Source organism: Streptomyces sp. NPDC014870 (assembly GCF_043081505.1).
Classification (GTDB): Bacteria; Actinomycetota; Actinomycetes; order Streptomycetales; family Streptomycetaceae; genus Streptomyces.
The window spans coordinates 208,295-234,904 of the sequence record NZ_JBIBWQ010000002.1 but is presented as its reverse complement, the minus strand read 5'-3'; the positions used below and the strand labels follow the sequence as shown (position 1 = coordinate 234,904).

The 26,610-nt window shown below is 71.0% G+C and carries 23 protein-coding genes; 10 read left to right on the top strand and 13 right to left on the bottom strand.

Features of this window, described 5'->3' with window-relative positions:
* Nucleotides 1-59 precede the first annotated feature (59 nt).
* From ACF09C_RS05640 to ACF09C_RS05605, 8 genes are all read right to left on the bottom strand, one after another.
* Nucleotides 60-1,508, bottom strand: coding sequence for a nucleobase:cation symporter-2 family protein (locus tag ACF09C_RS05640; protein WP_392089082.1), 1,449 nt, complete (start codon nt 1,506-1,508; stop codon nt 60-62).
* Nucleotides 1,509-1,827: 319 nt separating this feature from the next.
* A complete protein-coding gene (locus tag ACF09C_RS05635; RefSeq protein ID WP_392089080.1) occupies nt 1,828-3,219 on the bottom strand; it encodes an 8-oxoguanine deaminase in 1,392 nt (463 codons plus the stop codon).
* A gap of 76 nt (nt 3,220-3,295) precedes the next feature.
* Complete coding sequence (locus ACF09C_RS05630; protein WP_392089078.1) at nt 3,296-4,717, bottom strand: nucleobase:cation symporter-2 family protein; 1,422 nt, start codon at nt 4,715-4,717, stop codon at nt 3,296-3,298.
* A gap of 70 nt (nt 4,718-4,787) precedes the next feature.
* Nucleotides 4,788-5,711 (bottom strand): factor-independent urate hydroxylase, encoded by a 924-nt coding sequence (gene pucL / locus ACF09C_RS05625; protein WP_362412606.1) that lies wholly within the window; start codon nt 5,709-5,711, stop codon nt 4,788-4,790.
* Between the two features lie 5 nt (nt 5,712-5,716).
* On the bottom strand, nt 5,717-6,106 hold the full coding sequence (gene uraH / locus ACF09C_RS05620; protein ID WP_392089076.1) for a hydroxyisourate hydrolase: 390 nt from the start codon (nt 6,104-6,106) through the stop codon (nt 5,717-5,719).
* Nucleotides 6,103-6,624 carry a 2-oxo-4-hydroxy-4-carboxy-5-ureidoimidazoline decarboxylase gene (uraD, locus tag ACF09C_RS05615; protein WP_362412610.1) on the bottom strand — a complete coding sequence of 174 codons (522 nt, stop codon included), beginning with the start codon at nt 6,622-6,624 and terminating at the stop codon, nt 6,103-6,105. Before uraD ends, uraH begins: the two co-directional genes overlap by 4 nt.
* 156 nt (nt 6,625-6,780) lie before the next feature.
* Entirely contained in the window at nt 6,781-7,119 is a 339-nt protein-coding gene (locus ACF09C_RS05610) for a helix-turn-helix domain-containing protein (RefSeq protein WP_362412893.1), read from the bottom strand.
* A gap of 44 nt (nt 7,120-7,163) precedes the next feature.
* Nucleotides 7,164-7,412, bottom strand: coding sequence for a hypothetical protein (locus ACF09C_RS05605; protein ID WP_362412896.1), 249 nt, complete (start codon nt 7,410-7,412; stop codon nt 7,164-7,166).
* A 140-nt stretch (nt 7,413-7,552) separates the two neighbouring features.
* Here ACF09C_RS05605 and ACF09C_RS05600 point away from each other — a divergent pair, with 140 nt between their 5' ends.
* From ACF09C_RS05600 to ACF09C_RS05585, 4 genes are all read left to right on the top strand, one after another.
* Nucleotides 7,553-8,386 carry a TIM barrel protein gene (locus ACF09C_RS05600; RefSeq protein WP_392089074.1) on the top strand — a complete coding sequence of 278 codons (834 nt, stop codon included), beginning with the start codon at nt 7,553-7,555 and terminating at the stop codon, nt 8,384-8,386.
* Nucleotides 8,387-8,444: 58 nt separating this feature from the next.
* The gene (locus ACF09C_RS05595) at nt 8,445-9,359 is read left to right on the top strand and encodes a 2-hydroxy-3-oxopropionate reductase (RefSeq protein WP_392089073.1); all 915 of its coding nucleotides are present in this window, start codon (nt 8,445-8,447) and stop codon (nt 9,357-9,359) included.
* 184 nt (nt 9,360-9,543) lie between these two features.
* Nucleotides 9,544-11,010, top strand: coding sequence for a catalase (locus tag ACF09C_RS05590; RefSeq protein ID WP_392089072.1), 1,467 nt, complete (start codon nt 9,544-9,546; stop codon nt 11,008-11,010).
* Between the two features lie 463 nt (nt 11,011-11,473).
* On the top strand, nt 11,474-12,139 hold the full coding sequence (locus ACF09C_RS05585) for a DUF1524 domain-containing protein (RefSeq protein ID WP_392089070.1): 666 nt from the start codon (nt 11,474-11,476) through the stop codon (nt 12,137-12,139).
* Here ACF09C_RS05585 and ACF09C_RS05580 read toward each other — a convergent pair.
* A complete protein-coding gene (locus ACF09C_RS05580; RefSeq protein WP_392089068.1) occupies nt 12,075-13,277 on the bottom strand; it encodes an MFS transporter in 1,203 nt (400 codons plus the stop codon). The genes ACF09C_RS05585 and ACF09C_RS05580 overlap by 65 nt on opposite strands.
* Nucleotides 13,278-13,417: 140 nt before the next feature.
* Between ACF09C_RS05580 and ACF09C_RS05575 the strand changes: the two genes are divergently transcribed.
* Complete coding sequence (locus ACF09C_RS05575; RefSeq protein WP_392089066.1) at nt 13,418-14,398, top strand: transcriptional regulator; 981 nt, start codon at nt 13,418-13,420, stop codon at nt 14,396-14,398.
* Nucleotides 14,399-14,458: 60 nt separating this feature from the next.
* Here the strand turns inward: ACF09C_RS05575 and gcl are convergent, their stop codons facing one another.
* Nucleotides 14,459-16,246 (bottom strand): glyoxylate carboligase, encoded by a 1,788-nt coding sequence (gene gcl, locus ACF09C_RS05570; RefSeq protein WP_392089065.1) that lies wholly within the window; start codon nt 16,244-16,246, stop codon nt 14,459-14,461.
* Between the two features lie 328 nt (nt 16,247-16,574).
* Here gcl and ACF09C_RS05565 point away from each other — a divergent pair, with 328 nt between their 5' ends.
* The 3 genes from ACF09C_RS05565 (at nt 16,575) to ACF09C_RS05555 (ending at nt 19,035) form a co-directional block, all read left to right on the top strand.
* The gene (locus ACF09C_RS05565; protein WP_392090222.1) at nt 16,575-17,480 is read left to right on the top strand and encodes a hypothetical protein; all 906 of its coding nucleotides are present in this window, start codon (nt 16,575-16,577) and stop codon (nt 17,478-17,480) included.
* Nucleotides 17,481-17,608: 128 nt separating this feature from the next.
* Complete coding sequence (locus tag ACF09C_RS05560) at nt 17,609-18,436, top strand: TIGR04222 domain-containing membrane protein (RefSeq protein ID WP_392089063.1); 828 nt, start codon at nt 17,609-17,611, stop codon at nt 18,434-18,436.
* A 47-nt stretch (nt 18,437-18,483) separates the two neighbouring features.
* A complete protein-coding gene (locus tag ACF09C_RS05555) occupies nt 18,484-19,035 on the top strand; it encodes a GNAT family N-acetyltransferase (protein WP_392089061.1) in 552 nt (183 codons plus the stop codon).
* Nucleotides 19,036-19,055: 20 nt separating this feature from the next.
* On the opposite strand, the gene ACF09C_RS05550 is transcribed toward ACF09C_RS05555, so the two are convergent.
* Complete coding sequence (locus tag ACF09C_RS05550) at nt 19,056-20,642, bottom strand: AMP-binding protein (protein ID WP_392089059.1); 1,587 nt, start codon at nt 20,640-20,642, stop codon at nt 19,056-19,058.
* Nucleotides 20,639-22,327: an AMP-binding protein gene (locus ACF09C_RS05545; protein WP_392089057.1), complete on the bottom strand. Its 1,689-nt coding sequence runs from the start codon at nt 22,325-22,327 to the stop codon at nt 20,639-20,641. The genes ACF09C_RS05550 and ACF09C_RS05545 overlap by 4 nt, the downstream gene beginning before the upstream one ends.
* Nucleotides 22,328-22,445: 118 nt before the next feature.
* Here ACF09C_RS05545 and ACF09C_RS05540 point away from each other — a divergent pair, with 118 nt between their 5' ends.
* Entirely contained in the window at nt 22,446-23,405 is a 960-nt protein-coding gene (locus tag ACF09C_RS05540; RefSeq protein ID WP_392090219.1) for a response regulator transcription factor, read from the top strand.
* 202 nt (nt 23,406-23,607) lie between these two features.
* Here the strand turns inward: ACF09C_RS05540 and ACF09C_RS05535 are convergent, their stop codons facing one another.
* A complete protein-coding gene (locus ACF09C_RS05535; protein WP_392089055.1) occupies nt 23,608-24,726 on the bottom strand; it encodes a winged helix DNA-binding domain-containing protein in 1,119 nt (372 codons plus the stop codon).
* Between the two features lie 228 nt (nt 24,727-24,954).
* Between ACF09C_RS05535 and ACF09C_RS05530 the strand changes: the two genes are divergently transcribed.
* Nucleotides 24,955-26,091, top strand: coding sequence for a magnesium and cobalt transport protein CorA (locus ACF09C_RS05530; protein ID WP_392090217.1), 1,137 nt, complete (start codon nt 24,955-24,957; stop codon nt 26,089-26,091).
* Nucleotides 26,092-26,610 lie beyond the last annotated feature (519 nt).

Here is a 26,610-nt window from a genome sequence, read left to right as displayed (position 1 = left end):
CCCGCGGCCGGCCCCCGCGTCGTACGCGGGGACCGGCTCGACGGACGGCGGGTGAGCGTTCAGTGGATGTGCGCCGCCTTGGCACCACGGGTCTCGGAGATCTCCTCGCCCGGTTCCATGGGCGCTGTGACCGTGTCCTCGTCGGCGCGCTTGCCCAGGTGGTTGAAGACCAGGTTCAGCAGGACGGCCGCGACACAGCCGGTGGAGATGCCCGAGTCCAGAATGATCTTCGCGGTCTCCGGGAAGGCGTGGTAGAACTCCGGCGCCGTGATCGGGATGATGCCGACGGCCAGCGAGACCGCCACGATCAGGACGTTGTTGTCCTTCTCCAGACCGGCCTTGACCAGGGTCTGGATGCCACTCGCCGCGACGGAGCCGAAGAGCACCACACCCGCGCCGCCGAGCACCGGTCGCGGCACGACCGAGATCAGCGAGGCGGCCACCGGCGAGAGGCCCATCAGGACCAGGAAGCCGCCGCCGCAGGCGACCACGAACCGGCTGCGGATCTTCGTCATCGCGACCAGACCGATGTTCTGGGCGAAGGCGCTGCACATGAAGCCGTTGAAGAAGGGGCTGATCGCGGAGCCGAGGGTGTCGGCGCGCAGACCCGCGGCGATGGTCTTCTCGTCGGCGGGCCGCTCGACGATCTCGCCGAGCGCCAGCATGTCGGCGGTCGACTCGGTCATCGAGACGAGCATGACCACGCACATCGAGATGATCGCGGCGAGCGCGAACTGCGGGGCTCCGAAGTGGAACGGCGTCGGGAAGCCGACGATGTCCGCCTCCGTCACCGGGCTGAAGTCCGTGACCCCGAACGGGATCGCGATCAGCGTGCCGATGACAAGACCGACCAGGACCGCGACCTGCTTCAGGAATCCGCGGGTGAAGCGGCGCAGCACCAGCACCACGACCAGCGTGATCGCGGCGAGGGTGAGGTAGGTGGTCGAACCGTAGTCGTCGGCCGCCGGATTGGGCCCCTGGGCCCAGCCGAAGGCGACCGGCAGCAGGGAGACACCGATGAGGGTGATCACGGTGCCGGTGACGACCGGCGGGAAGAAGCGGACGAGCTTGGAGAAGTACGGGGCGGCTATGAAGCCGAGCAGTCCGGCGACGATGATCGCGCCGAAGATGATCGGCAGCGCGTCGGACTTGTCGTCCGTGGTGTCGACGATCGCGAGCATCGGCGCGACGCCGGCGAAGGTGACGCCGTTGACGAACGGCAGTCGGGCGCCGATCTTCCAGACGCCGAGCGTCTGCAGGAAGGTGGCGAGTCCGGCGGTGAAGAGGCTGGCTCCGGTGAGGAAGGTCAGCTCGGTGCCGGAGAGACCGACGGCCGCGCCGACGATCAGGGGCGGGGCCACTACTCCCGCGTACATGGCGGCCACGTGTTGCAGGCCGCTGGTGAACATTCTCAGGGGCGGCAGCGTCTCGTCGACCGGATGCTTCTGGTCTTCGATGTCGGCGCTTGCGTCGGATCCATCATTGCGAAACCTGGGCTTGGCGGCCACGGCGGTTCCTCCGGTCGGTTACACGTCGGCGGTGACGCGGATGTCAGGGAGGTGGTGCAAAGTGGTGCGGTCGTGCGCCTCACGGTGTGCGGCTCATGAGGAGTGGGGGGTACTTCGAGCACTTCGGGTACTTCGAGCACTTCGGGAAAGCTGTCGTGTGCCCGGGGAGGCGTGGAAGGCTGCACACGTCGACCGTCCGGGGGGTGCCGTACCTCTTGTCGTACGGGCACCCCCCGTCCGGCCGTCCGCGGACCCCGCTCGGGTCCGCGATGACCGACCGAGGGCCGTCCCCCTCGGTCGGACTCCTTGGGGAGGTCGGTCAGCCCTGGGCCGTGATCCGGGCCAGGCGCTGGGCCTCCGCGCGCGCGTCGCGGGCGATCGCCTCTTCGTCCGCGAACAGCAGGCGGTTGTTCTCCACGATCTGCTTGCCGTTGACGAACGAGGCCGTCACCGGGGCGGCGGCACCGAACACGATCGCGGTGACCGGGTCGGCGATCGAGGAGTGGCCGAGGCCGTCGATCTTCCACAGGACGAAGTCGGCGAGCTTGCCGGCCTCCAGGGAACCGATCGAGTCGGCACGGCCGAGGACCTGGGCGCCGCCGAACGTGCCGAGGCGCAGGGCCTGGCGGGCGTTGAGGGCGGCCTCGCGGTGGGCGCCGAGGCGGTTGATGAGGAGCGCGTTGCGCAGCTCGGTGTGGAGCTCGCCCGACTCGTTGGAGGCGGTGCCGTCGACGCCGAGACCGACCGGTACGCCGGCGCGCAGCATGTCCGGGACGCGGGCGATGCCGGCGGCGAGCCGCGCGTTGGAGGACGGGCAGTGGGCCACACCGGTCTTCGTACGGGCGAAGGCCTCGATGTCGGAGTCGTTCATGTGGACGCAGTGCGCCATCCACACGTCCTCGCCGAGGAAGCCGGTGGACTCGAAGTAGTCCGTCGGGCCCATGCCGAAGAGCTCGTGGCAGAACTTCTCCTCCTCCACGGTCTCCGAGCCGTGGGTGTGCATGCGCACGCCGAGCCGGCGGCCGAGCGCGGCGCCCTCGCGCAGCAGATCGGTGGAGATGGAGAACGGGGAGCAGGGGGCGACGGCGACCTGGGTCATCGCGTCGAAGGAGGCGTCGTGGTGCTTCTTGACGGTCTCCTCGGTGGCGATGAGCGCACCCTCGGTCGTCTCGACGGCGAAGTCCGGCGGCAGGCCGCCGTCCTTCTCGCTGCGGTCCATGGAGCCACGGGCGAGGGTGAAGCGGACGCCCATGTCGCGGGCGGCGCCGATGATGGCGCCGGACAGGTCGCCGGAGCCCTGCGGGTAGACGTAGTGGTGGTCCATCGCGGTGGTCACACCACCGCGGGCCATCATCGCGAGCGAGCCCTGGGCGGCGACGCGGACCATCGACTCGTCGATGCGGGACCAGGTCGGGTAGAGCGCGACCAGCCAGTTGAAGAGGTTGTGGTCGGTGGCGAGACCCCGGGTGATCCACTGGTAGAAGTGGTGGTGGGTGTTGATCAGACCGGGCGTCACCAGATGACCGGTGGCGTCGATCCGGCGGACCACGTTCTCCAGGCCCTCGGGCGCCTTGCCGGCGCCGAGGGACTCGATCCTGTTGCCGGCGACGACGAGGTGGCCGGTGGCGTACTCGGTGTCGTTCGCGTCCACGGTCGCGATCGCACAGTTCTCGATGACGATGCGCTCGACCGCTGCCGAAGGTGCTGCCATGGCGGTGCTTCCTTCATTCCTCGGGGGGTGGGGGTCCCCCCACGACAGAGTCGTAGGGGGAGGGCACGGCAGGACCCTAGGAGGATTTGAGTGCCGGGGCCGCGTGACGGCTCCGGGTGCCGAGATGGTGGAAGAACAGGTTGAGCGTGACCGCGACGAGCGCGCCCGCGCTGATGCCGGAGCCGAGCACGGTCTGCGCCCAGGCCGGGAAGCCGGCGTAGAAGGTGGGAGCGGCGAGCGGGATGATGCCCGCTCCGAGCGCGACAGCCACCAGGATGATGTTGGAGCTGTCGTCGAGTCCGGCTTCCGAGAGGGTGCGGATGCCGCTGACCGCGATCGAACCGAAGAGGACGATACCGGCACCCCCGAGGACCGGCATCGGGACCATGGACACGACCGCTCCGAGGACCGGGAACGCGCCGAGGACCAGCAGGGCGCCACCGGCGACGGCGACGACATAGCGGGAGCGGACCCGGGTCAGGGAGACCACTCCGACGTTCTGGGCGAAGGCTGAGGTGGGGAACCCGCCGAAGACGGGCCCGATCAGCGTGGCGATGCCGTCGGTGCGCAGGCCGCGGGTGATCGTACGGCCGTCGCTGCGGCGCTCGCAGATCTCGCCGAGGGCCAGCATGCCGGCGCTCGACTCGGTCATGAGGACCAGCATCACGATGCACAGGGAGAGGATCGCGGCGGGCTGGAACTCGGGCGCCCCGAAGGCGAAGGGGCCGGGCAGCGCGGCGACGGGCGCCTCGCGCAGGGCGGTGAAGTCGGCCATCCCGAAGGGGATCGCGGCGAGGGTGCCGATGAACAGGCCGAGGAGCAGCGCGATCTGCTTGACGAAGCCCTTGCCGAAGCGCTGGAAGAGCAGGATGACGACCAGGGTGAAGCCGGCGAGCGCGAGGTACTTCATCGCACCGAAGTCGGCGGCTTCCTCGTTTCCGCCCTGGGCCCAGCTGACCGGCACCGGCATCAGGGTGACACCGATCAGGGTGATCACGACGCCGGTGACGAGCGGCGGGAAGAAGCGGAGCAGTCGGCCGAAGAAGGGTCCCACGGCGAGGCAGAAGACTCCGGCGACCATCACCGCGCCGTAGATGGCGGGGAGTTGGTGGCCGGGGGCGCTGGTCTCGGCGATCGCGAGCATCGGGGCGATGCCGGCGGACGAGGCCGCGTTGACGAACGGGAGCCGGTTTCCGGCGAAGCGGCCGGCGCCGATCGTCTGGAGGATGGTGGCGCAGCCGGCGATGAGCAGGCTGGCGGCGATGAGCCGGGTCATTCCGGCGGCGTCCAGGCCGACCGCCTGGCCGATGATCAGCGGAGGGGTGACCACGCCCGCGTACATCGCGGCGATGTGCTGGAGCGCGGCGGGGATCAGCCGCGAGGCGGGGAGCTTCTCGTCCACCGGGTGGACCTCGGACACGGTGTGCTCGTGCGAGGCGGCCGGCGGGTTGGAACACGGGCCTTCGGCGGATGCCGGCCCCTGTGCGGGCTGTGCCATGGGTACGTCCCTCCGGGTGTGGCGGCCCCCGCCCGGTGTCGGGCGGGCGGGGGCGGCCACGAGGTGCCGCTTAGAGGTTGGTCATGTCGACCGGGATCTGCGCCGTGGCTCCGTCGCGCAGCACGGTCGCCTCGATGAGGCCGTACGGGCGGTCGGCGGCGTAGTAGACCTCGTTGTCGTTCTTGAGCCCGAAGGGCTCCAGGTCCACCAGGAAGTGGTGCTTGTTCGGGAGCGAGAAGCGGACCTCGTCGATCTCCGAGCGGTGGTTGATGATGCGCGTGGCCATCTGGTACAGCGTCTGCTGCAGCGAGTACGAGTACGTCTCCGAGAAGGCCTCGAGCATGTGGCGCCTGGTCTGCGCGTAGGACTTCTCCCAGTTGGGCATCCGCTGGTCGTCGTCGGTCCAGTTGAACCGCCAGCGACCGGACACCTGCGTGGCCAGGATGCGGTCGTACGCCTCCTGGAGCGTCGTGTACTTGTCCTTGATGTAGCCCCAGAACTCCGAGTTGGTGGAGTTCATGACGACGAGGTCCTTGAGGCCGGAGATGACCTCCCACTTCTCACCGTCGTACGTGATCTGCGAGACGCGGGTCTCCTGGCCCTTGCGGGCGAAGGAGTGGTTCACCTCGTCGGACCCGATGAACTTGGAGTTGGCGTCGGAGCTGGCGATCCGCTCCCACGAGTACTCCTCGATCCGGATGCGCGCCCGCTTGATCGGCTCCTGGCTGGTCACGAAGTGACGCGCGAGGTGGATGCCGAACTGCTCGGCCGACTCGATCCCGTACTCCTTGGCGAAGGCGTACACGGTGTTCTTGGTCGTGTCGGTGGGCAGGCAGTGGGCGTTGGAGCCCGTGAGGTGGACGTCGTCGAGGTCGCCGGAGAGGGCGACGGAGACGTTCAGGTCCTTGATGTGGTGGGTGGCGCCGTCCCGCGTGATCTTGACGACGCGGTTCTCTGCTTTGCCGTACTGGTTCTGGCCGAGAATCGTGGGCATGTCTGCTAGCTCCCTCGGTAAACGGAGTAGCCGAACGGGTTGAGCAGCAGCGGTACGTGGTAGTGCTCGCCCGGCTTGACGGCGAACGTGATCGCCACCTCCGGGAAGAACGCACCGCTGTCCCTTACGCGGGGGGCGTCCTGCTGCGCCTCGGCTTGCTTCTTGGAGAAGTACGCCTCGGTCTCGAAGTCGAGACGTACGTGGGTGGTGCCCTCCGGCAGGGCCGGCAGGTCCTTGCAGCGCCCGTCCGCGTCGGTGGCGGAGCCACCGAGCGTGACCCACTGCGCGTCGAAGCCGCTGCGGGCCGCGAGCCTGATGGCCACGCCCTCGGCGGGGCGGCCGATGCTGGTGTCCAGGATGTGGGTGGACACCGAAGCGGTGGTGTCGGTGCTCATGCGCTCTCTTCCTCAGTGCTCTCTACGAGACGGGTCAGGCGGATGCGGTTGATCTTGCCCAGTTCGGTGCGGACGATCTCCCGCTCCGCCTCGGGCGAGTTCTCGATCCGCTCGCGGACCGCGTCGCGCATCTGCTCGCCGGTCTTGCCGGTGGCGCAGATCAGGAAGACATGGCCGAACTTGTCCTGGTAGGCCAGGTTCAGTTCGAGCATCTCGGCCTTGAGCTCCTCGGAGGCGCCGGCCATCCCGCTCTGCTCACGGGAGGAGGTCGGGTCCCCGGCCTTCGGACGACCGATCGGCGGGTGGCCCGCCATCGCCTCGGCCAGGTCCTCCGCGGTCAGCTCGGCCATGGCGGCGTCGCTGGCGAGGAAGAGGGCGTCGGCGGTGGTGTACGGGCGCTGGGCGAGGATCTTGCTCCCCCACGCCGAGCTGGAGCACACCTCGTGCAGGGCGGCGACGGCGTCGCTGTCCGCGGAGGTGTTGAACCGGGTGAGGCCCGGTGTCGTACCTGAAGTCACGGGAAGCCTCCGTGGCTGTTTTTCGCTGTGCGTCTGACGGGCTGCGGATAGCTAACGCCCTTTGCCGACACCACGTCAACACTTTGTTGAAAACTCGGTGACACAAAAGCCGTCGTCCCGACATGCGGACGACGGCTCCTGGCCAGACATGATCAACTAGCCGTTCTCGGCGGCCTTTTCCCTGCTCAGGGCGGTCTCCCGGTTCAGGTAGTTGTACACGGTGAACCGACTGACACCCAGTGCCCCGGCCACCGTCTCCACTCCGTGGCGCACCGAGAAGGCCCCGCGCGCCTCCAGCATCCGGACCGCTTCCTGCTTGGCCTTGCGGTCGAGCTCGGCGAGCGGCATCCCGTGCCGTCGTTCCATCGCGGCGAGGATGTGGTCCAGGGAGTCCGAGAGCTGCGGCAGCCGTACGGCGAGCACGTCCTCACCCTCCCAGGCGAGCACCACGTCGTCGGTCTGAGCCTGGTCGGGCCCGAGTATCTCGGCCCCCATGGCGTCGACCAGCGGCTTCACGGCGGTGATCAGCGGGTGCTCGGTCACGACTCCTCCCCGATCACGTTGACCTGGAGGGAGACACGGGTCGCGCCGGCCGCCAGGGACTTGCGCAGCAGCGCGTCGACGGCCGTGAGGACCTCGTCGGCGCCGCCTTCCGCCGTATTGCCGAAGGGGCCGACGTCCACCGCGTCCAGTTCGGCCGACTGGATGACCTCACGGGCCACGACCGCGTGTTCCGGCGCCTCGTCCAGGTCGAACGGCTCGGTCGTGAACTCCACTCTCAAACGCACCATGGCCCCACGCTACTGGCCGGAAGTCCACCGACGGCAGCCCTGAGCTGCCGGAGCCCCTTGACAAGTGCGCAGCCTGCCTTGCAACATTCCGTCAGACAGAAAGTTACTTCCGCAATACGGAAGGAGCGCCGCCCCTCATGGGATACACGGACCAGCGCTTCGATGTGAACCTGTCGATCCTCTTCACGGAACTCCCGCTCCTGGAGCGCCCCGCGGCCGCCGCCGCGGCGGGCTTCACCGCGGTCGAGCTGTGGTGGCCCTGGATCGACACCGCCACCCCCGCCCAGAGTGAGCTCGACGCCCTCAAGAAGGCTCTGGACGACGCCGGCACTCAGCTGGTGGGCCTGAACTTCTACGCCGGCCGGCTGCCGGGCCCCGACCGCGGCGCGCTCTCCGTGCCCGGCGAGGAGTCCGACCGCTTCCGCGCCAACATCGAGGTGGCGGCGGACTTCGCCGCCTCGGTCGGCTGCAAGGCGCTCAACGCGCTCTACGGCAACCGCGTGGAGGGCGTCGACCCGCAGATCCAGGACACCCTCGCCCTGGAGAACCTGGTCCTGGCGGCCCGCGCGGCCGACCGGATCGGCGCGATCCTGCTGATCGAGACCCTGAACAAGCCGGAGTCGCCGCTCTACCCGCTGGTGAGCGCCCCCGCCGCGATCGAGGTCGTCGACAAGGTCAACGCGGCCACCGGGCTCGGCAACGCCAAGTTCCTCCTCGACATCTACCACCTGTCGATGAACGGCGAGAACGTCAGCCAGGTCATCGCGGAGTACGCGGACAAGACCGGCCACGTCCAGATCGCCGACAACCCGGGCCGTGGCGCGCCGGGCACCGGCGAGCTCCCCCTGGAGCAGCTGCTCGACGAGCTCAAGAAGGCCGGTTACGACGGCTGGGTCGGCCTGGAGTACAAGGCCGCCGACGCCGCCGCGTCCTTCGAGTGGCTCCCGGCCGAGGCCCGCGCGGCCCGCTGAGCCGCCGGTCCGCAGGCCCCCTCCCCGTACCACCAGTTTTTCGAGAGGCACCCTCACCATGAGCAACCTTGCTGACTCCTCCCAGCCCACCCGCCCGGCGATTGCGTGGATCGGTCTCGGCATCATGGGCTCCCCCATGTCCGAGAACCTGATCAAGGCCGGCTACTCCGTCACCGGCTTCACCCTGGAGCAGGACAAGCTGGACCGCCTCGCCGCGGCCGGCGGTACCGCGGCCGGCTCGATCGCCGACGCGGTCAAGGACGCCGACGTGATCATCACGATGGTGCCCGCCTCCCCGCACGTCGAGGCCATCTCCTACGGCCCCGAGGGCATCCTGGAGAACGCCAAGTCGGGCGCGCTGATCGTCGACATGTCCTCGATCACCCCGCAGACCTCCGTGGACCTGGCGAAGAACGCCAAGGAGAAGGGCATCCGCGTCATCGACGCGCCCGTCTCCGGCGGCGAGGCCGGCGCCATCGAGGCCGTCCTGTCGATCATGGTGGGTGGCGAGCAGGCCGACTTCGACGAGGCCCTGCCCATCCTGGAGGCCCTCGGCAAGGTCATCGTGCTCTGCGGTCCGCACGGCTCCGGCCAGACCGTGAAGGCGGCCAACCAGCTCATCGTCGCCGTCAACATCCAGGCGTGCGCCGAGGCCGTGGTCTTCCTGGAGAAGTCCGGCGTGAACCTCCAGGCCGCCCTGGACGTCCTCAACGGCGGTCTGGCCGGCTCCACGGTCCTGACCCGCAAGAAGGACAACTTCCTGAACCGGGACTTCAAGCCCGGCTTCCGGATCGACCTGCACCACAAGGACATGGGCATCGTCACCGACGCCGCCCGCAACGTCGGCGCGGCCCTCCCGGTCGGTGCCGTCGTCGCCCAGCTGGTCGCCTCCCTGCGTGCGCAGGGCGACGGCGGCCTGGACCACTCGGCCCTGCTGCGCGCCGTCGAGCGCCTCTCCGGCCAGCAGGTCTGACGCAGGCCCCCCTGACTTCCGGTCGGCGGCGGCGCTGACAACCTGTCCTGTCGCGCCCAGGCGCCGCCGCCGCCCGGAACACCCCACTTCATTTTCAACAAACTGTTGACGCTGGGTTCGGCGCGAATTTACGCTCCTGAACACCCGCACAGTCAGCGGTGCAGCTCCCGTACGGAAGGTCACCATGTCGAAGCGCGTGCTTACGACCGAGTCCGGCGCCCCCGTCGCCGACAACCAGAACTCCGCCACCGCCGGCGTCGGTGGCCCCATCCTGCTGCAGGACCAGCACCTGCTGGAGAAGCTCGCGCGCTTCAACCGTGAGCGGATCCCGGAGCGCGTGGTGCACGCCCGCGGCTCCGGCGCGTACGGCTACTTCGAGGTGACCGACGACGTCACCGGCTTCACCAAGGCGGACTTCCTCTCCGAGGTCGGCAAGAAGACCGAGACGTTCCTCCGCTTCTCCACCGTGGCCGACTCGCTCGGTGGCGCGGACGCCGTCCGTGACCCGCGCGGCTTCGCCCTGAAGTTCTACACCGAAGAGGGCAACTACGACCTCGTCGGCAACAACACCCCGGTGTTCTTCATCAAGGACCCGATCAAGTTCCCCGACTTCATCCACTCCCAGAAGCGCGACCCCTTCACGGGCAAGCAGGAGCCGGACAACGTCTGGGACTTCTGGGCGCACGCCCCCGAGGCGACGCACCAGATCACCTGGCTCATGGGCGACCGCGGCATCCCGGCCTCGTACCGCCACATGAACGGCTACGGCTCCCACACGTACCAGTGGACCAACGCCAAGGGCGAGGCCTTCTTCGTCAAGTACCACTTCAAGACGAACCAGGGCATCCGCTCCCTCTCCGCCGAGCAGGCCGCCGAGCTCGTCGGCAAGGACGCCAACTCGCACCAGACCGACCTGCTCCAGGCCATCGAGCGCGGCGTCGCCCCCTCGTGGACCCTGTACGTCCAGGTCATGCCGGCCGCCGAGGCCGCCGACTACCGCTTCAACCCGTTCGACCTCACCAAGGTGTGGCCGCACAGCGACTACCCGCTGCAGCGCGTCGGCCGGCTGGTCCTCGACCGCAACCCGGACAACGTCTTCGCCGAGGTCGAGCAGTCCGCCTTCTCCCCGAACAACTTCGTCCCTGGCATCGGCCCCTCGCCGGACAAGATGCTCCAGGGCCGGCTCTTCGCCTACGCGGACGCCCACCGCTACCGCCTCGGTGTGAACCACACCCAGCTGCCGGTGAACGCCCCCAAGGCTGTTTCCGGGGGGTCTGCCGACAACTACGGCCGCGACGGCTTCATGGCGACCCGCAACGGCCGCCGCACGGACAAGAACTACGAGCCCAACTCGTACTCCGGTCCCTCGCAGACCGACGAGGCGCTCTCCGCCCCGCTGGCGATCCACGGCTGGACCGGCACCCACGCGGCGCCCGAGCACGCCAAGGACGACCACTTCTTCCAGGCCGGTGAGCTCTACCGCCTGATGTCCGAGGACGAGAAGAAGCGCCTGGTCGCCAACATCGCCGGTGGCCTGTCCCAGGTGTCCCGCGAGGACATCATCGAGAAGAACCTCGCGCACTTCGCCGCCGCCGACGCGGACTACGGCAAGCGCGTGGCCGAGGCGGTCCGCGACCTGCGCGAGGACTGATCCACGGCGGTATCCAGACCGCGTACGACATATGACGGGAGGTCAGATGTCGTACGCCGTCCGGACCGACGGCCCGGATGAGGGGTGGCCGGCGGAACGGACAGCGTGAGGACCGCGGCGGCGACGAGCCAGTGCGGTGGTAAGGGCGGACCAGGCCCCTTCTTGACCTGAAGGAAGGGATCCCGGGCCGGCCCGTCGTCACCGCCGCGGTCCCAACGCCCCACCTCCCCCCAAGACTCCGCCCGGCGGCGCGAACGTCCTGTCGCGCCAGCCTCGCACCGTCGGGCGGGCACAACGAGAGCGCGGAACCAGGTTTACGGTCCCTGGTTCCGCGCTCTTTCGCGTTCCCGCACAGCGGTCGGCGTCAGCGCATCGTTTCTGCGGTGAAGATCCACACCCGCACGGGCGAGCGCACCGCGATTCACCGGGTGTGCGCCCCTCACCCGCCGCTATCCACTCGTACATGATCAAGAACCTGGTGCGGGGCCTCGCCCCGCTCGCCCTCATCCTGTCCCCGCTCGCCCTGCCCTCCCCCGCCATGTCGGCCAACGTCGTCCTCTTCCCGGACGCCCTCGCCGACCTCACCGAGGCCTCCGAGGACCCGGCCGGCTACAAGGAGTCGGCCTTCCGGCACTGGAACGCGGGGCTGGACGCCAAGGACGGCTGCGACACCCGCTCCGAGGTCCTCCTGGAGGAGGCCGTCGAGGCCCCGAAGACCGGCGCCGGCTGCGCTCTGACCGGCGGGAAGTGGACCTCGTACTACGACGGCCAGACCGTCACCGACCCCGCCGCGCTCCGCGTCGACCACGTCGTCTCCCTGAACGAGGCCTGGGAGTCCGGCGCCGCCGGCTGGACGGCGGCCCGGCGCGAGAAGTACGCCAACGACCAGGGCGTACCCGGCACGCTGGTCGCCGTCACCGCCCGCAGCCAGAAGGACAAGGCAGGCCGCGACCCCGCCGACTGGGTGCCGTCGGACTCCGCCCGGTACTGCCGCTACGCCGCCGAGTGGGTGGGCACCAAGCTGCGCTGGGGTCTGAGCGCCGACAAGGACGAGGTGGAGGCGCTCAAGCTGTTCGCCGACGGTCCGTGCGAGGAGACGGTCGTGGTCCGCTCGAAGGCGCCTCGGTGAGGACGAGCGACACGGTGACGGCGAGCGAGGCGAGCGCGAGCACCACCATCGCCGTGCGCGGTGAGGTGGCCTCGGCGACGGCGCCCGCGAGCGCCGCGCTCAGCCCCTGGAGGGCGAGCATGCCCGAGGTGTGCAGCCCGAGGGCGTGACCGCTCAGCTCCTCCGGTACGAGGTCGAGCAGCCGCTCCTGGTACAGCAGGCTCGCTCCGTAGCCGACCGCAGAGACGGTCACGGCGACGAGGGCGAGCGGCAGCCCCGGGTCCAGCGCGAAGAGCAGGAACGGGGCGGCCAGGAGCGCCTGCAGCGGGGCGGCGAGCCGGCCACGGAGTCCGCTCGGGACGAACCGGCCCAGGACCGTGTCCCCCGCCAGCATCCCGAGCGCGCCGCAGGCGAAGAGCAGCCCGGCGCGCTCGGGGTCGTACGGCACGAAGAGCGACTCGCAGCCCACGATCAGCCCGTTCGGCACCCAGAGCGCGATGTACACGCGACGGCGGGCCCGGGAGGACCAGAGCTTGCGGTTCGTACCCCAGGTCACGGCCGCAGAGGCCCGGCCGGTGGCGCGCGGGGCGCGTCGGGTGAGGCCGAGGCGGGCCACGAGGGCCGCGACGAGGTAGAGGGCGGCGCCGGTGAGCAGGGTGCCGCGCGGGGAGAGCAGGGCGACGAGCATGCCGCCGGTCGCGAACCCGGCGATCTGGCAGCCGCCGACCGCCATGTTCAGTACCGAGCGGCCCAGCAGATACCCCTCGCGGGGCAGGACCTCGCCGAGCAGCCCGTAGCGCACCCCGCCGCCGACGGATCCGACGAGCCCCTGGGCGAGCAGGATCGCGAAGACCGCCCCGATCGGCAGCCCGGGCACGGCCGTCGCGGCGGAGCCCACCGCGAAGAACAGCGCCATGCCGGCGAGCGCGGCGCGCGGCGGGAGCCGGTCGGCGGCCGAGAGGAGCGTGGCGGCGCCGAGGAGCTGGGCGAGCGAGGGCCCGAAGAGCGCGAGGGAGGCGAGCAGCGGGGACCCGGTCTGCCGGAAGACGAGCGTGGCAAGGCCGAGCCCCGCCACGGTCTGGGCGGCGACCTGCACGGAGCAGGTGAGGAAGAGGGGCGTGAACTCGGGCGTACGGAAGAGGCCGCGGTAGCTGCGCATGCGGCGGAGTCTGCGGGGGCGCGTGGGGCGGCCGGTAGTGTTTCGCGCACCGGCGAAAACGACGGGCACGCGGGCACCAGGGCGCGTGCCCGAGGGGGCCGGCGCGCGGGCCCGGGCGGACTACGGAGGGGCCGGAGCTCATGGGCTGGTGGAAGGTCGACGCGGACGCGCTCGCGGGCAGTCGGTTCCTGATCTCGCCGCTGGCCGAGGTCACGGCCGCGCTCCAGGTCCTGGACCTGCGGGACACCGCGCACCCGGGCGAGCGAGCCTGGCTGGAGACCCATCTCCCCGCCTACCGGGCCCGGTTGGCGTCGGATCCGGTCGACGCCCTGCTCGTCCGGGCGGCGCTCGGCACCTCCTGGAACGCCGACTTCGTGACGCCCACGCCACGGGGCGACCACCAGCCGGGCTTCGAGGAGGAGGTGAGCCGGGTGCGCGCGACAGCGCCCTCGGCGGCCGTGGCCGACCTGGCGGTGTCCCTGGGCGGCGGTCCGGTGCCCGAGCCACTGGCCTCGGCACCCGATCTGCCGCACAGGATGGCCGAGTTGCTCACCTGGGTCTGGCGCGAGACGGTCCTGCCGACCTGGCCGAAGCGTCGCAGGATCCTGGAGGCGGACGTCCTGGCGCGCACGGCGAGGCTGACCCGGGAGGGGTGGGCGGCGGCCCTGGACGAGCTCAGCCCGGGGCGCACCCGCTGGCTCGGCGAGGGCCGGCTCCAGGTCAACACCCGTGACTACCCGCCGCGTTCGGCAACCGGTGCGCGGCTGTTCTTCGTGCCCGTGACCCCGAGCCGGGGCTGGGTGTCGTGGGAGGGCGCGGAGCGTTTCGCGATCGTCTACCCGTGCGCGGGCGCCCTGGCCGACGCGGCCGGCCCGGCCGTTCCCGAGGCGCTCGCCGCGCTGCTCGGGAGCGCCCGGGCCGGGGTGCTCGTACGGCTCGGATCACCGCTGTCCACGAGCCAGTTGGTGGCGCTGACCGGGCAGGGCCTGGGGTCCGTGGGCCGCCATCTGAAGGTGCTCCTCGACGCCCGTCTCGTACGGCGCCGCAGGGCGGGCCGGTCCGTCCTCTACGACTGGACGGAAGCGGGCGCGGCGCTCGTACGGGCCCAGGACGGAGGCTGAACGCGGAGCGGCCCCCGCTCCGGTGCTCTCGGAGCGGGGGCCGTTCGGCGCGGGCCGGGATCAGACCTTGAGGGCCTTGATCGCGGTCGGCGCGTGGCCGGGCTCGGTCGCGAGCTCCTCGAACTCGGTGACGTCGCTCATGTCGACCGTCTTGCTCATCGCGATGTTGGTGATCCGCTCCAGGATCGCCTCGACGACGACCGGGACCTGGAACTCGACGGCCATCTTCTTGGCCTGCTCCAGGGCCTCGCCGAGCTTGCTCGGGTCCTCGACGCGGATGGCCTTGACGCCCAGGCCCTCGGCGACCTTGACGTGGTCGACGCCGTAGACGCCGATCTCCGGGGTGTTGATGTTCTCGAACTCGAGGTTGACCTCGAAGTTGATGCCCAGGTTGCCCTGCGCCTGCCGGATCAGACCCAGGTAGGCGTTGTTCACGAGGACGTGGACGTAGGGGACCTTGTGCTGGGCGGCGACCGCCAGCTCCTCGATCATGAACTGGAAGTCGTAGTCGCCGGAGAGGGCGACGACCGGGGTCTCCGGGTCCGCGGTGGCGGCACCGATGGCGGCCGGGATGGTCCAGCCGAGCGGGCCGGCCTGGCCGCAGTTGATCCAGTGGCGCGGCTTGTAGACGTGCAGGAACTGCGCGGCCGCGATCTGGGAGAGACCGATGGTGGTGACGTAGCGGGTCTCCGGGCCGAAGGCCTTGTTCATCTCCTCGTAGACGCGCTGCGGCTTGATCGGGACGTTGTCGAAGTGCGTCCGGCGCTGGAGGGTGGCCTTGCGCTCCTGCGCGGAGGCGGCCCAGGCGGAGAAGTCCGGCAGCTTGCCGGCGGCCTTCCACTCCTTGGCGATCTCGACGAAGAGCTCCAGGGCGACCTTGGCGTCGGAGGCGATGCCGTAGTCCGGGGCGAAGATCTTGCCGATCTGGGTCGGCTCGATGTCGACGTGGACGAACTTCCGGCCCTTGGTGTAGGCGTCCATGTTGTAGCCGGTGTGGCGGTTGGCCCAGCGGTTGCCGATACCGATGACCGTGTCGGACTCCAGGAAGGTCGCGTTGCCGTAGCGGTGCGCGGTCTGGACACCGACCATGCCGGCGGACAGCTCGTGGTCGTCCGGGATGGTGCCCCAGCCCATGAGCGTGGAGATGACCGGGATGTTCGTCAGCTCGGCGAACTCGACCAGCAGGTCGGAGGCGTCGGCGTTGATGATGCCGCCACCGGCGACGATCAGCGGACGCTCGGCCTCCAGGAGGAAGCCCAGCGCCTTCTCGGCCTGCGCGCGGGTCGCGGACGGCTTGTAGACCGGCAGCGGCTCGTAGGTCTCCGGGTCGAACTCGATCTCGGTCAGCTGGACGTCGATCGGCAGGTCGATGAGGACCGGGCCTGGACGGCCGGAGCGCATCAGGTGGAAGGCCTGCTGGAAGACGCCGGGGACCTGCGCGGCCTCCAGGACCGTGGTGGCGGCCTTGGTGACGGGCTTGGCGATCGAGGCGATGTCGACGGCCTGGAAGTCCTCCTTGTGGAGCTTCGAGACCGGGGCCTGGCCGGTGATGCACAGGATCGGGATCGAGTCCGCGATCGCCGAGTACAGGCCGGTGATCATGTCGGTGCCGGCGGGGCCGGAGGTGCCGATGCAGACACCGATGTTGCCGGCCTTGGCGCGGGTGTAGCCCTCGGCCATGTGGGACGCGCCCTCGACGTGGCGAGCCAGGGTGTGGGCGATGCCGCCCACGTTCTTGAGCTCCCGGTAGAAGGGGTTGATCGCCGCGCCGGGCACGCCGAACGCGTTGGTGACGCCTTCGCGCTTGAGGATCTCAACGGCCGCTGCGGCGGCGGTCATACGGGGCATGGGAGGGCTCCTGCTTCGGCCAGGCGGAAGCGGGTCGTCACCGTCTCGGCGACCCGTTTCCGTATTGCGGAAGTATTGTTCTGCTATACGGAAGCAATGTAGGTCGGGGTGGTGAGAGCCGTCAAGGGAGGGCGCTCGGCCGTTGGCCGAACTCCCTCCCCTCAAGTGGCGGATTGGTGGACGATGGGACCCGGAAGACAGGGGGTTCGGCGTGGGGTTCGGTGTGGGTGACTCGGTTCCGGTGCGCTGCCCGGAATGCCTCCGTACGCAGCCGTACGCCGCGCCGGTGTTCCCGTGCGCGTGCGGCACCCCGGTGGTGCCCCCGGTGATCCCCGGGGCCACGGGCGAGCCGGTCACGCACCGGAACTGGACCGACGAGTGGGTCACGGTCCGCTGCGTCGCCTGCGGCCGCGCGGACGAGTGGCCCCACCCGGAGCTCGGCTGCGCCTGCGGCACGGTCCTGCGCGTCCCCGTCCGGCCCGTGACCGGAGGCCCGGGACCGGCGAGGGGCACGGGACCGGGCGCGGGAACGGGGGACGGTACGGGACGGGGCACGGGCTCCGGTACGGGTGCCGATTCGGACACCGGACCCTGGCGCGTCGTGGACCCGCGCACCGCGGCCGACCCGCGCCCGGGCACCGGCGAGTGGTGCGGCCCCGGGGACGGCGGAGACGGCGGCCCACGAGGCGAGCGGGCCGGCGGCGGGCGGCGCCACACGGAGCCCGACCCGGCCCCGGACCCGACCGAGAACCGCGCCCACGCCGCCCCGCAGAGCGGCGGCCACCGCGCGTTCGCGGACCGCTACCCCGCGCACATACCGCTGCCTCCCACGGCGCCGCACCCCGCGCCGCCCAGGCCCTCCTTCCGGCCCGTGACCATCCGCACCGCCCGGGACGCGGTCGTCGCGTCCGCCGGCTATCTGCGCTGGCTCGGCTTCCGTGACGTCGTCCAGCCCGAGGAGCGGTCCACCTCCGAGGTCGACCTGCGGGCGCCCGGACTCGTCGCCCAGGTCGACCCGAGCACCCGCCCGGCCGGCCTGCGAGCCGTTGAGTGCCTCTGGCTCAACGGCCTCAGCAGCACGGCCGTGAGCGTCTTCTTCTCCCTCGCCGGCTACACCCCGGAGGCCAGGTCCCGCGCGGACGAACTCGGCATACCGCTCTTCGTCCTCGACCTGACGGGCACCCCCCAGCCGGTCAACACCCCGGCCGACGAACTGGTCACCACAGGCGCGTAGCCCGGCCGCCGGTGAGGACGCCCCGCGGGCACGAACCCCCACCCGGCTCAAATTAACCTCAGAATTCGGCCATTCCACGCGTGACGATCACGCTCCCCCGGGCACAACATCCTTGGGGGTGGGACGTCATGGGGGCGGACACGTGGTGGTTCATCGGTGCGTCGTGCGGACAACTGCTGCTCGCACTCGGTCTGTTGCGAACGCGCAGCCCGCAGCGGGCAGAACTGCCGCCGCAGGCACTGGCGTTGCTCAGGGGAGGGCCGCGGGCCGTCGTCGTGGTGGCGCTCGTCGCGCTGCACCAGCGCGGCGCCGTCGCGGCCGGCCGGAAGGGCACGATTCGGGCCAACGGCGGGCCCGGCCGGACACGTGACCCGGTTCAACTCGGCGTGCACAGTTCGCTGCGGCGCGCACTCGGTCTCCGGGTCCTCGCCACCCAGCCCCGGGCGCGCCGCGCGGTCGACGCTCTGCGGGCCGAACTGGGCAGGGCGGGGCTGCTCCGCCCGCACGGCCGGCTGCGGGCCGCGCGCGTGCTGCTCGTGGGCGCGGTGGCGACCGTCCTCGCGGGCCTGCTGATCACCCGGCCCTCCGGGACGGAGCTCGCGCTCGCGCTCGCCCTCGGGGCCGTGCCGGCCGGTGCCGCGCTCGCCCTGCTGTTCCTGCCGCCGACCACCCGGGCCGCCCGCCGGCTGCTCGCCGGGCTCCGGGAGCGGCACCCGCTGCCCGCGCACCGGCGCGAGGTGACGGACGGCGATCGGGTGCTGCTGTACGTGGCCCTCTACGGCGACCCCGCGCTCGCGCTGTTCCTCCCCCGCTTCTCCCGCGACGGCGGGCTTCTGGGCCGGGGCGGCGGGGCGGACGGGTACGCGACCGGCCGAGGCTGGTTCGGCGGCCAGGACGTGACCGGAGGCAGCTCGGGCGCCGCCGGAGACGGGGGCGGCGGCGGGGGCTCGGGCTGAGGCGGCCGGGGCTCGGGCTGAGGGAGGGTCCGCGCCATACTCGTCGTATGCACATCCGAGCGGCCGCACCGGCCGAACTCCCGCTGCTCCAGGACATCGAGCGGGCCGCGGGCGAGCCCTTCCGCTCCGTCGGCATGGCGTTCATCGCCGACGACGAACCCCTGCCGCTGGACGTCCTGGACGCCTACCGGCGCGCCGGGCGCGCCTGGGTGGCCGCCGACGAGACCGACCGCCCGGTCGCGTACCTGCTGGCGGACACCGTCGACGGGGCCGCCCACATCGAGCAGGTCTCCGTGCACCCGGACGCCGCCCGCCGGGGCATCGGGCGCGCCCTGATCGAGCACCTCGCGGCCGAGGCGGCCGAGCGCGGGCTCGCGGCGCTGACCCTGACGACCTTCACCGAGGTCCCCTGGAACGCCCCGTACTACGCCCGCCTCGGCTTCCGCCCGCTCGCCGAGTCCGATCCGGAGCTCACCGTCGGCCTGCGCGAGATCCAGCGGGCCGAGGCCGCCCACGGCCTGGCGACCTGGCCCCGGGTCTGCATGCGCCGCGAACTGGCGGGGGCCGCGGCGGTCCGGCAGGCCCCCGCCTCGCCGTAGCCCCTGCGCCTGGCGTTCGGCTACTCCCCGTAGCGCTGCCGCAGCTCCACCTTCCGCACCTTTCCGCTCACGGTCATCGGGAACTCGGCGAGGATCTCCACCCGGCGCGGGACCTTGTAGTGCGCGAGGCGGTCGCGGCAGTACGCGGTGATGTCGTCCAGGCTCGGCGGGTCGGCGGGGTCGCGGGGGATCACGCAGGCCAGGATCTCCTCACCGTACCGGGCATCGGGCACGCCCACGACCTGGACGTCCGCGATCTTCTCGTACCCGTGGAGGAACTCCTCGATCTCGCGCGGGTACACGTTCTCGCCGCCCCGGATGATCATGTCCTTGATCCGGCCGACGATCTGGACGTACCCGTCCTCGCGCATCACCGCGAGGTCACCGGTGTGCATCCAGCGGCCCGCGTCCACGACCTCGGCGGTCTTCTCCGGCTCGTCCCAATAGCCGAGCATCACGCTGTAGCCGCGGGTGCGCAGCTCGCCGGGGACGCCGCGCTCGACGGTGAGACCGGTGACCGGGTCGACCACCTTCACCTCGACGTGCGGCATGACCCGGCCCACCGTGCCCGTGCGGCGCTCCAGGTCGTCGTCGCGCCGGGTCTGGGTGGAGACCGGCGAGGTCTCCGTCATGCCGTAGCAGATCGACACCTCGGCCATGTTCATCTCGGCGACCACCCGCTTCATCACCTCCACCGGGCAGGGCGAGCCCGCCATGATGCCGGTGCGGAGGGAGGAGAGGTCGTACGAGGCGAAGTCGGGGAGGTTCAGCTCGGCGATGAACATCGTCGGCACGCCGTACAGGGACGTGCAGCGCTCCTCCTGGACCGCGCGGAGGGTGGCGGCCGGATCGAAGGACGGCGCGGGGATGACCATGCAGGCGCCGTGCGAGGTGGCCGCGAGGTTCCCCATCACCATGCCGAAGCAGTGGTAGAAGGGGACGGGGATGCAGATCCGGTCCTGCTCGGTGTAGGCGATCATCTCCCCGACGAAGTAACCGTTGTTGAGGATGTTGTGGTGGGAGAGGGTCGCCCCCTTGGGGAAGCCTGTGGTGCCCGAGGTGTACTGGATGTTGACCGGCTCGTCGCAGGCGAGCGGGGCGGGGCGCAGCTCTCCGGGCGTACGGGAGAGCAGCTCGTCCCAGGTGGGGTCGCCGAAGTAGATCGCTTCCCTCAACTCGGGGCACTTGGAGGCCACTTCCTCGACCATCGCCCGGTAGTCGCTCGTCTTGTGCGTGCGGGAGGCGAAGAGCAGGGAGATCCCGGCCTGCCGGAGCACGTACTCCAACTCGTGGGCGCGGTAAGCGGGGTTGACGGTCACCATCACGGCGCCGATGCGGGCGGTGGCGTACTGGACGAGCACCCACTCGGCGCAGTTGACCGCCCAGATGCCGACCCGGTCCCCCTTGGCGACCCCGCTGCCGAGCAGGGCACCGGCCAACCTGTCGACGTCGGCGCCGAATTGGGCGTACGTCCAGCGGCGCCCGGACGGCAGGTCGACGAGCGCCTCGCGGTCCGGCCAGGCGGCGACGGTCCGTTCGAGGTTGGCGCCGATCGTGTCGCCGAGGAGTTCGGTGGTGCTCGCGCCGTGCGCGTACGAGAGGCTCACGCCAGGTCCCCTTCCGTGTACTCCGTGCCCTCGCCGCGCGCCGTGCGCTCGCGCAGTTCGATGCGGCGGATCTTCCCCGAGACGGTCTTGGGCAGGTCGGCGAACTCGATGCGGCGCAGCCGCTTGTACGGCGCCAGGACGGCGCGCAAGTGGGCGAAGAGCGCCCGTGCCGTCTCGGCGCTCGGCTCCCAGCCGTCCGCGAGGACGACGTACGCCTTCGGGACGGCGAGCCGCAGCGGGTCGGGGGCCGGCACGACGGCCGCCTCGGCCACCGCCTCGTGCTCCAGGAGCGCGCTCTCCAGCTCGAACGGCGAGATCTTGTAGTCGGAGGCCTTGAAGACGTCGTCGGCGCGCCCGATGTAGGTGATGTAGCCGTCGGCGTCACGGGAGCCGATGTCTCCGGTGCGGTAGTAGCCGCCCGCCATGGCCTCGGCCGTGCGCTCCGGGTCGCCGTGGTAGCCGGTCATGAGGCCCACGGGGTCGGCGGAGAGGTCGAGACTGATCTCCCCCTCGTCCACGTCCGCCTTCCCGCTCACCGGGTCGACCAGGGTGACCCGGAATCCGGGGCTCGGCCGGCCCATGGAGCCCTCCTTGAGCCGCTGGCCGGGGCTGTTGGAGACCTGGACGGCCGTCTCGGTCTGCCCGAACCCGTCGCGGATCGTGACGCCCCAGGCCCGCCGCACGGACTCGATGACCTCGGGGTTGAGCGGCTCCCCGGCCGCCACGACCTCGCGCGGCGGGTGCTTCAGCTGCGTGAGGTCGGCCTGGATCAGCATGCGCCAGACGGTCGGCGGCGCGCAGAAGCTGGTGACCCCGTTCCGCTCCATCTCGGCCATCAGGCGGGCCGGATCGAAGCGCGTGTAGTTGTGGATGAAGACCGTCGCCTCCGCGTTCCAGGGGGCGAAGAGGTTGGACCAGGCGTGCTTGGCCCAGCCGGGCGAGGAGATGTTGAGGTGCACGTCGCCGGGCTTGAGCCCGATCCAGTACATGGTGGCGAGGTGGCCGATGGGATACGAGGTGTGGGTGTGCTCGACGAGCTTGGGGCGGGCGGTGGTGCCGGAGGTGAAGTACAGCATCAGCGGGTCGTCGGCGCGGGTGACGCCGTCGGGCTCGAAGACACGGGAGGCGTCGGCGGCGTCACCGTAGGAGATCCACCGACCGCCCTCCTGCCCCGCCGGCGCTCCGACGACGATCCGGGTGTACTCCCCCGGTACGTCGTCGAACTTGGCGGTGTCCTCGGCGCGCGCGATGACGTGTCGGGCCCGGCCGCGCTCGACCCGGTCCCGCAGGTCGGCCGGGCCGAGGAGCGGGGTGGCGGGGATGACGACGGCGCGCAGCTTCATGGCGGCGAGCGCGGTCTCCCACAGCTCGGTCTGGTTGCCGAGCATGACGATGATCCGGTCACCGGCCTGTACGCCCCACGTGCGCAGCCAGTTGGCGACCCGGTCGGAGCGTTCACTCATCTCGGCGAAGCTGACGCGCGTCTCGCCGCCGTCCTCCTCGACGATGTGCAGCGCGGTCCTGTCGTTGCCGGCCGCGATGACGTCGAACCACTCCAGGGCCCAGTTGAACCGGTCGGGGCGGGGCCAGGCGAAGCCTTCGTAGGCGGCCTCGTACTCCTCGCGGTGCTGGAGCAGGAAGTCGCGGGCGGCTCGGAACCTCTCCGTCGCCGTGGTGGCCGTCATGTGTCCTCCTCGTTGCGGGACCGGTCACGGACATCGTGTAATCAGTGACCCAGGTCTCACTACCCCCGTTCGGGGGTGAAGGAGTGGTCGCGTGCCCGAGCTGACGGAATCGGTGGAGATGCGGGCGGCGCTGCTGCGGCTGCGCCGGTCCACGGGCCTGGACGTGGTCTTCGGCGGCCTGCTGCGCGACGGACGGGCCGGCGGGGGCGGCCGGTCGGGCCGCCCGGCCCGGCTGCGGATCGCGGAGCTGAGCGGCGCCGTGACCCCCGCCCTGCGGGGCCTCACGATCGCGGCGGGCAGCGGCCTGGGCGGGAAGTGCCTGGCGCTGTCGCGGCCCTGCGCGGTCGTGGACTATCCGTCGGCACGGCACATCACCCACGAGTACGACGGCCCGGTGTCGGCGGAGGGCCTGCGGTCGGTGATCGCGGTGCCGGTCGTCGTACGGCGCCAGGTGCGCGGCGTGCTGTACGGGGCGCTCCGCGACGCGCTGCCCCTCGGCGACCGGGTCTTCGACGCGGCGGTGGCGGCGGCCAGGGACGTGGAACAGGCCCTGGCGGTACGGGAGGAGGGGCGGGGGCTGCCGGTTTCGGGGGCGGGGAGCGGGCTGGGCGGAGGGCCGGGCGTCGGAACGGGCGGAGGGCCGGGCGGAGGGCCGGGCGTCGGACCGGGCGTTGGGTCGAACGGCGTGCCGGGCGGAGGGCCGGGCGGCGGGTCCGGGGCGTGGTCGTGTTCGTGGGAGGAGATCCGGCAGGCGCACGCGGAGCTGCGCGGTCTCCTGCCCCAGGTGACGGATCCGCGGCTGCGAGCCCGGCTGTCGGAGGTGTGCGGGCGCTTGGAGACGGCCTCGACGGCCCCCGCGGGCCCGACGCCCCCATCACCGGGCGCGCGCCTGACGCCGCGCGAGCTGGACGTACTGGCGGCGGTGGCGTCGGGGGCGACGAACGCGACGGCGGCGGAACGGCTGGGGCTTCGCCCCGAGACGGTGAAGGGCTATCTCCGCTCGACGATGCGGAAGCTGGGGGCGCACACGCGCGGGGAGGCGGTGGTGGCGGGAAGGAGGGCGGGGGTACTGCCGTAACGGACGGAAGGCTGCGCACCGCCGATGGCGGCCCTGCCTCATCGACTCCTCACCGCCGCTCGCCGCCGCTCACCGCCCCGACTCATCGACTCCTCGCCGACACCTCACCGGCACGCCACCGGCACCTCACGGACGACTCATCGGCCGACCTTTCGTCACCGGCACCTCACCGACCACTCGTCGACCGACCTTTCGTCACCGGCTACGCATCGACGACCCCGAACCCGACCTCGAAGGGAACACCCTCCTCCCCCGTCGCCCGGAGCAGGCGCTCGGCTTCCTCGGCGAGCGCGGCGCGCTGCGACGTGGACGGACGGCCGAACGGCTGGATGGTCATGGTCGTCCGCTCCTTGGTCTCCTCCAGGCGCCAGAGCCCGGCGAGGAGGCCGTCGAGGAGGAAGACGGAGAAGGCCTGGTTCCCCTTCCAGGTGCGGTTCTTCGCCTCGACGGAGACGAAGCGGCGGCGGTCGGCGTGGGAGAGGAGGAGGTTGTCGTACTCGGGGAGGAAGCGCGGCGGGGCCGGGGTGTCGGGGTCGGGGCGGGGAGCCTCGGGGAGGTCGAAGAGTTCGACGCCGTTGTCGTCCTGGAAGGCGAGCAGCCGGGGCCGGAGGCGCTCGAAGGCGTCACGGAGGCGGGTGAGGCCGCACCAGGTCTGCATGTCCTTGACGGAGGCGGGCCCGAAGGCGGCGAGATAGCGGAGGACGACGGAGTCGAGGTCGGTCTTCTCGGCGTCGCCGGGGGTGTGGAACCAGGCGCGGGCGGTGGTGAGGCGGACCTGTCCGCTGCGGCGCCAGAGGCCGCGCGGGGTGACCTGGACGAGGGGAAGCAGGCAGCGGGCGGCCACGGAGAGGGACTGCGGGTCCGCGTCGGGCCAGTGGACGAGGAGTGCCTCGCGGATCTCCTTGGGGGTGCGGGGCTCCTCCTCGACGAGCGCGCGGGAGAGGTCGGCGAGCCGGTCGAGGTCGACGCCGTCGAGACCGGCGCGGAAGATCTTGACCTCGCGGTCGCGGGCGGGCTGGACGAGCGGCCGGAGGGTGAGGACGTCCTCGGCCGTGTGCGTGTGGATGGTGGAGCGGAGCGTGACGATCCGGGCGACCTCGCGGGACTCCATGAGGGCGGAGAGGTGCTCGGGGCGGAAGCCGGCGAGCCGGGCGGCGAGGGCGTAGTACGGCGGCTTGGTGTTCTGCGCCTGGAGCCCGAGGAGGTGGGTGACGGCGTCCTTGGCGGACATCGCGGCGGGCTCCAGGAGGAGCTGGCGGGCCAGCGTGGCGCGGCCCAGGGCGCGGGTGGAGAGGACCGGGTTCGTCGAGGTGGAGGCCATGGCGGCACGCTACTCGGAGTTGCGGACAGATACTGTCCGCAAGTCGCCCGCAAGCCATCCACGGAAGACACCGTGCACCGCTAGCCCGGCCGGGACAAGGGTCGCGGACAGGGACAGGAGTGTGTCCGCAAATGGCCTCCGCACCGGCCGCCGCGCTGCGGCAATTCACCCCGTATATCCTTCCCGGGAGACCTGGCCACGACCACGCAGACGGAGATGGACCCCACGATGTCGGAGCGTCGCCCCCGCGCAGCCTGGCGCCGCCAGCCCGAACCGCCGGCCGGGCCGCCTCGGCCGAAGGCTCAGCAGCCACCGTCCGAGGCGGAGGACGCCGCTGCGGACCGGCCGAGCGTGGTGCAGGCGACGCTGTACCGCGACGGCCGCAAGGTGGCGTCCCCCGACACCCTGGCCGAGACCTTCCGCCAGCTGCGCGAGCACCCGGACGGCATGGCGTGGATCGGCCTGCACCGCCCGACGGAGTCCGAACTGCTGTCCCTGGCGGGCGAGTTCGATCTGCACGAGCTGGCGGTGGAGGACGCGCTCGAGGCGCACCAGCGCCCGAAGCTGGAGCGGTACGGGGACACGCTCTTCGTCGTCCTGCGGGCGGCCCGCTACCTGGACGCACAGGAGGAGGTGGACTTCGGCGAGCTGCACATCTTCGTGGGCCAGGACTTCGTGATCACGGTCCGGCACGGCGCGGCCCCCGACCTGTCGGCGGTCCGCCACCGCATGGAGGAGGACCCGGACCTGCTGGCCCTGGGCCCGGAGGCGGTCCTGTACGCGATCCTGGACGCGGTGGTCGACGGCTACGCCCCGGTGGTGGCGGGCGTCCAGAACGACATCGACGAGATCGAGACCGAGGTCTTCAGCGGCGACCCGGCGGTCTCGCGCCGCATCTACGAACTCTCCCGCGAGATGGTCGAGTTCCAGCGCGCGACCCGCCCCCTGGTGGGCATGCTGCACGGCCTGATGGCGGGCTTCGCGAAGTACGGCACGGACGAGGAACTCCAGCGCTACCTCCGCGACGTGGCCGACCACGTCACCCACACCAGCGAACGCGTCGACGGCTTCCGCCAGGCCCTGACGGAGATCCTGACGGTCAACGCGACCCTGGTCACCCAGCAACAGAACGCGGAGATGCGCGCGTTGGCGGAGGCGGGCTTCGAGCAGAACGAGGAGATCAAGAAGATCTCCTCCTGGGCGGCCATCCTGTTCGCCCCCACGCTCGTGGGAACGATCTACGGCATGAACTTCGACACCATGCCTGAGCTGAGCTGGAGCTTCGGATACCCCTTCGCGATCGGCTTGATGGGTGTGGTTTGCGTCAGTTTGTACGTGATTTTCAAGCGGCGGGACTGGCTGTAGGAGGCGTTTGACCTCACGCACGCAGCGCACACGATTTGCTCCTGCACCCATCGCACGAAACGGCCATATGGGGCACTGGGGAGTCCCTGGGGAGAAGTGATGCGGGTGATCTCCTCACCCTCCCTCCAAAGAACCTCTGACCTGGCCTTTTAGGCATCCACGAACGCTGGGAAGAATCTGGGGAGAACCCGGGAGGGCGGCTGCACCTCACGCCCCTTCGCCGGCCCGCCCGCACACGGTCCAGTTGGCAGCTCTCTGTGCGGCGCACCGATGCCGCGCCTATCACAGTGAGTGACGCGGGCTGCGCCTCTAGGCCGACGGGCCGACAACGCTCCAGCCCTTGGCTGACTCTGCAGGGCAGCAGCACTTCACGACTGCCGCGTGGAACGCAAACCGCTTCATGTGATGCGTCATCACACCGGAGCGCTCTTCGCCATGCCGACCTCCGACGTCGGCCTCTGGGCGACAGCGTCGGCGTCGCCTCGCCATCGATCGCAGACGGCCCGGGAGGAATATCGC

Coding starts and splice junctions, on each gene's coding strand:
- ACF09C_RS05600 (WP_392089074.1), top strand. CDS start 7,553: ATGGGATACACGGACCAGCGCTTCGATGTGAACCTGTCGATCCTCTTC.
- ACF09C_RS05545 (WP_392089057.1), bottom strand. CDS start 22,327: ATGACGGCCACCACGGCGACGGAGAGGTTCCGAGCCGCCCGCGACTTC.
- ACF09C_RS05535 (WP_392089055.1), bottom strand. CDS start 24,726: ATGGCCTCCACCTCGACGAACCCGGTCCTCTCCACCCGCGCCCTGGGC.
- ACF09C_RS05530 (WP_392090217.1), top strand. CDS start 24,955: ATGTCGGAGCGTCGCCCCCGCGCAGCCTGGCGCCGCCAGCCCGAACCG.
- ACF09C_RS05590 (WP_392089072.1), top strand. CDS start 9,544: ATGTCGAAGCGCGTGCTTACGACCGAGTCCGGCGCCCCCGTCGCCGAC.
- ACF09C_RS05585 (WP_392089070.1), top strand. CDS start 11,474: ATGATCAAGAACCTGGTGCGGGGCCTCGCCCCGCTCGCCCTCATCCTG.
- ACF09C_RS05575 (WP_392089066.1), top strand. CDS start 13,418: ATGGGCTGGTGGAAGGTCGACGCGGACGCGCTCGCGGGCAGTCGGTTC.
- ACF09C_RS05635 (WP_392089080.1), bottom strand. CDS start 3,219: ATGGCAGCACCTTCGGCAGCGGTCGAGCGCATCGTCATCGAGAACTGT.
- ACF09C_RS05555 (WP_392089061.1), top strand. CDS start 18,484: ATGCACATCCGAGCGGCCGCACCGGCCGAACTCCCGCTGCTCCAGGAC.
- gcl (WP_392089065.1), bottom strand. CDS start 16,246: ATGCCCCGTATGACCGCCGCCGCAGCGGCCGTTGAGATCCTCAAGCGC.
- ACF09C_RS05630 (WP_392089078.1), bottom strand. CDS start 4,717: ATGGCACAGCCCGCACAGGGGCCGGCATCCGCCGAAGGCCCGTGTTCC.
- ACF09C_RS05560 (WP_392089063.1), top strand. CDS start 17,609: ATGGGGGCGGACACGTGGTGGTTCATCGGTGCGTCGTGCGGACAACTG.
- pucL (WP_362412606.1), bottom strand. CDS start 5,711: ATGCCCACGATTCTCGGCCAGAACCAGTACGGCAAAGCAGAGAACCGC.
- ACF09C_RS05610 (WP_362412893.1), bottom strand. CDS start 7,119: ATGGGGGCCGAGATACTCGGGCCCGACCAGGCTCAGACCGACGACGTG.
- uraH (WP_392089076.1), bottom strand. CDS start 6,106: ATGAGCACCGACACCACCGCTTCGGTGTCCACCCACATCCTGGACACC.
- ACF09C_RS05540 (WP_392090219.1), top strand. CDS start 22,446: ATGCGGGCGGCGCTGCTGCGGCTGCGCCGGTCCACGGGCCTGGACGTG.
- ACF09C_RS05595 (WP_392089073.1), top strand. CDS start 8,445: ATGAGCAACCTTGCTGACTCCTCCCAGCCCACCCGCCCGGCGATTGCG.
- ACF09C_RS05580 (WP_392089068.1), bottom strand. CDS start 13,277: ATGCGCAGCTACCGCGGCCTCTTCCGTACGCCCGAGTTCACGCCCCTC.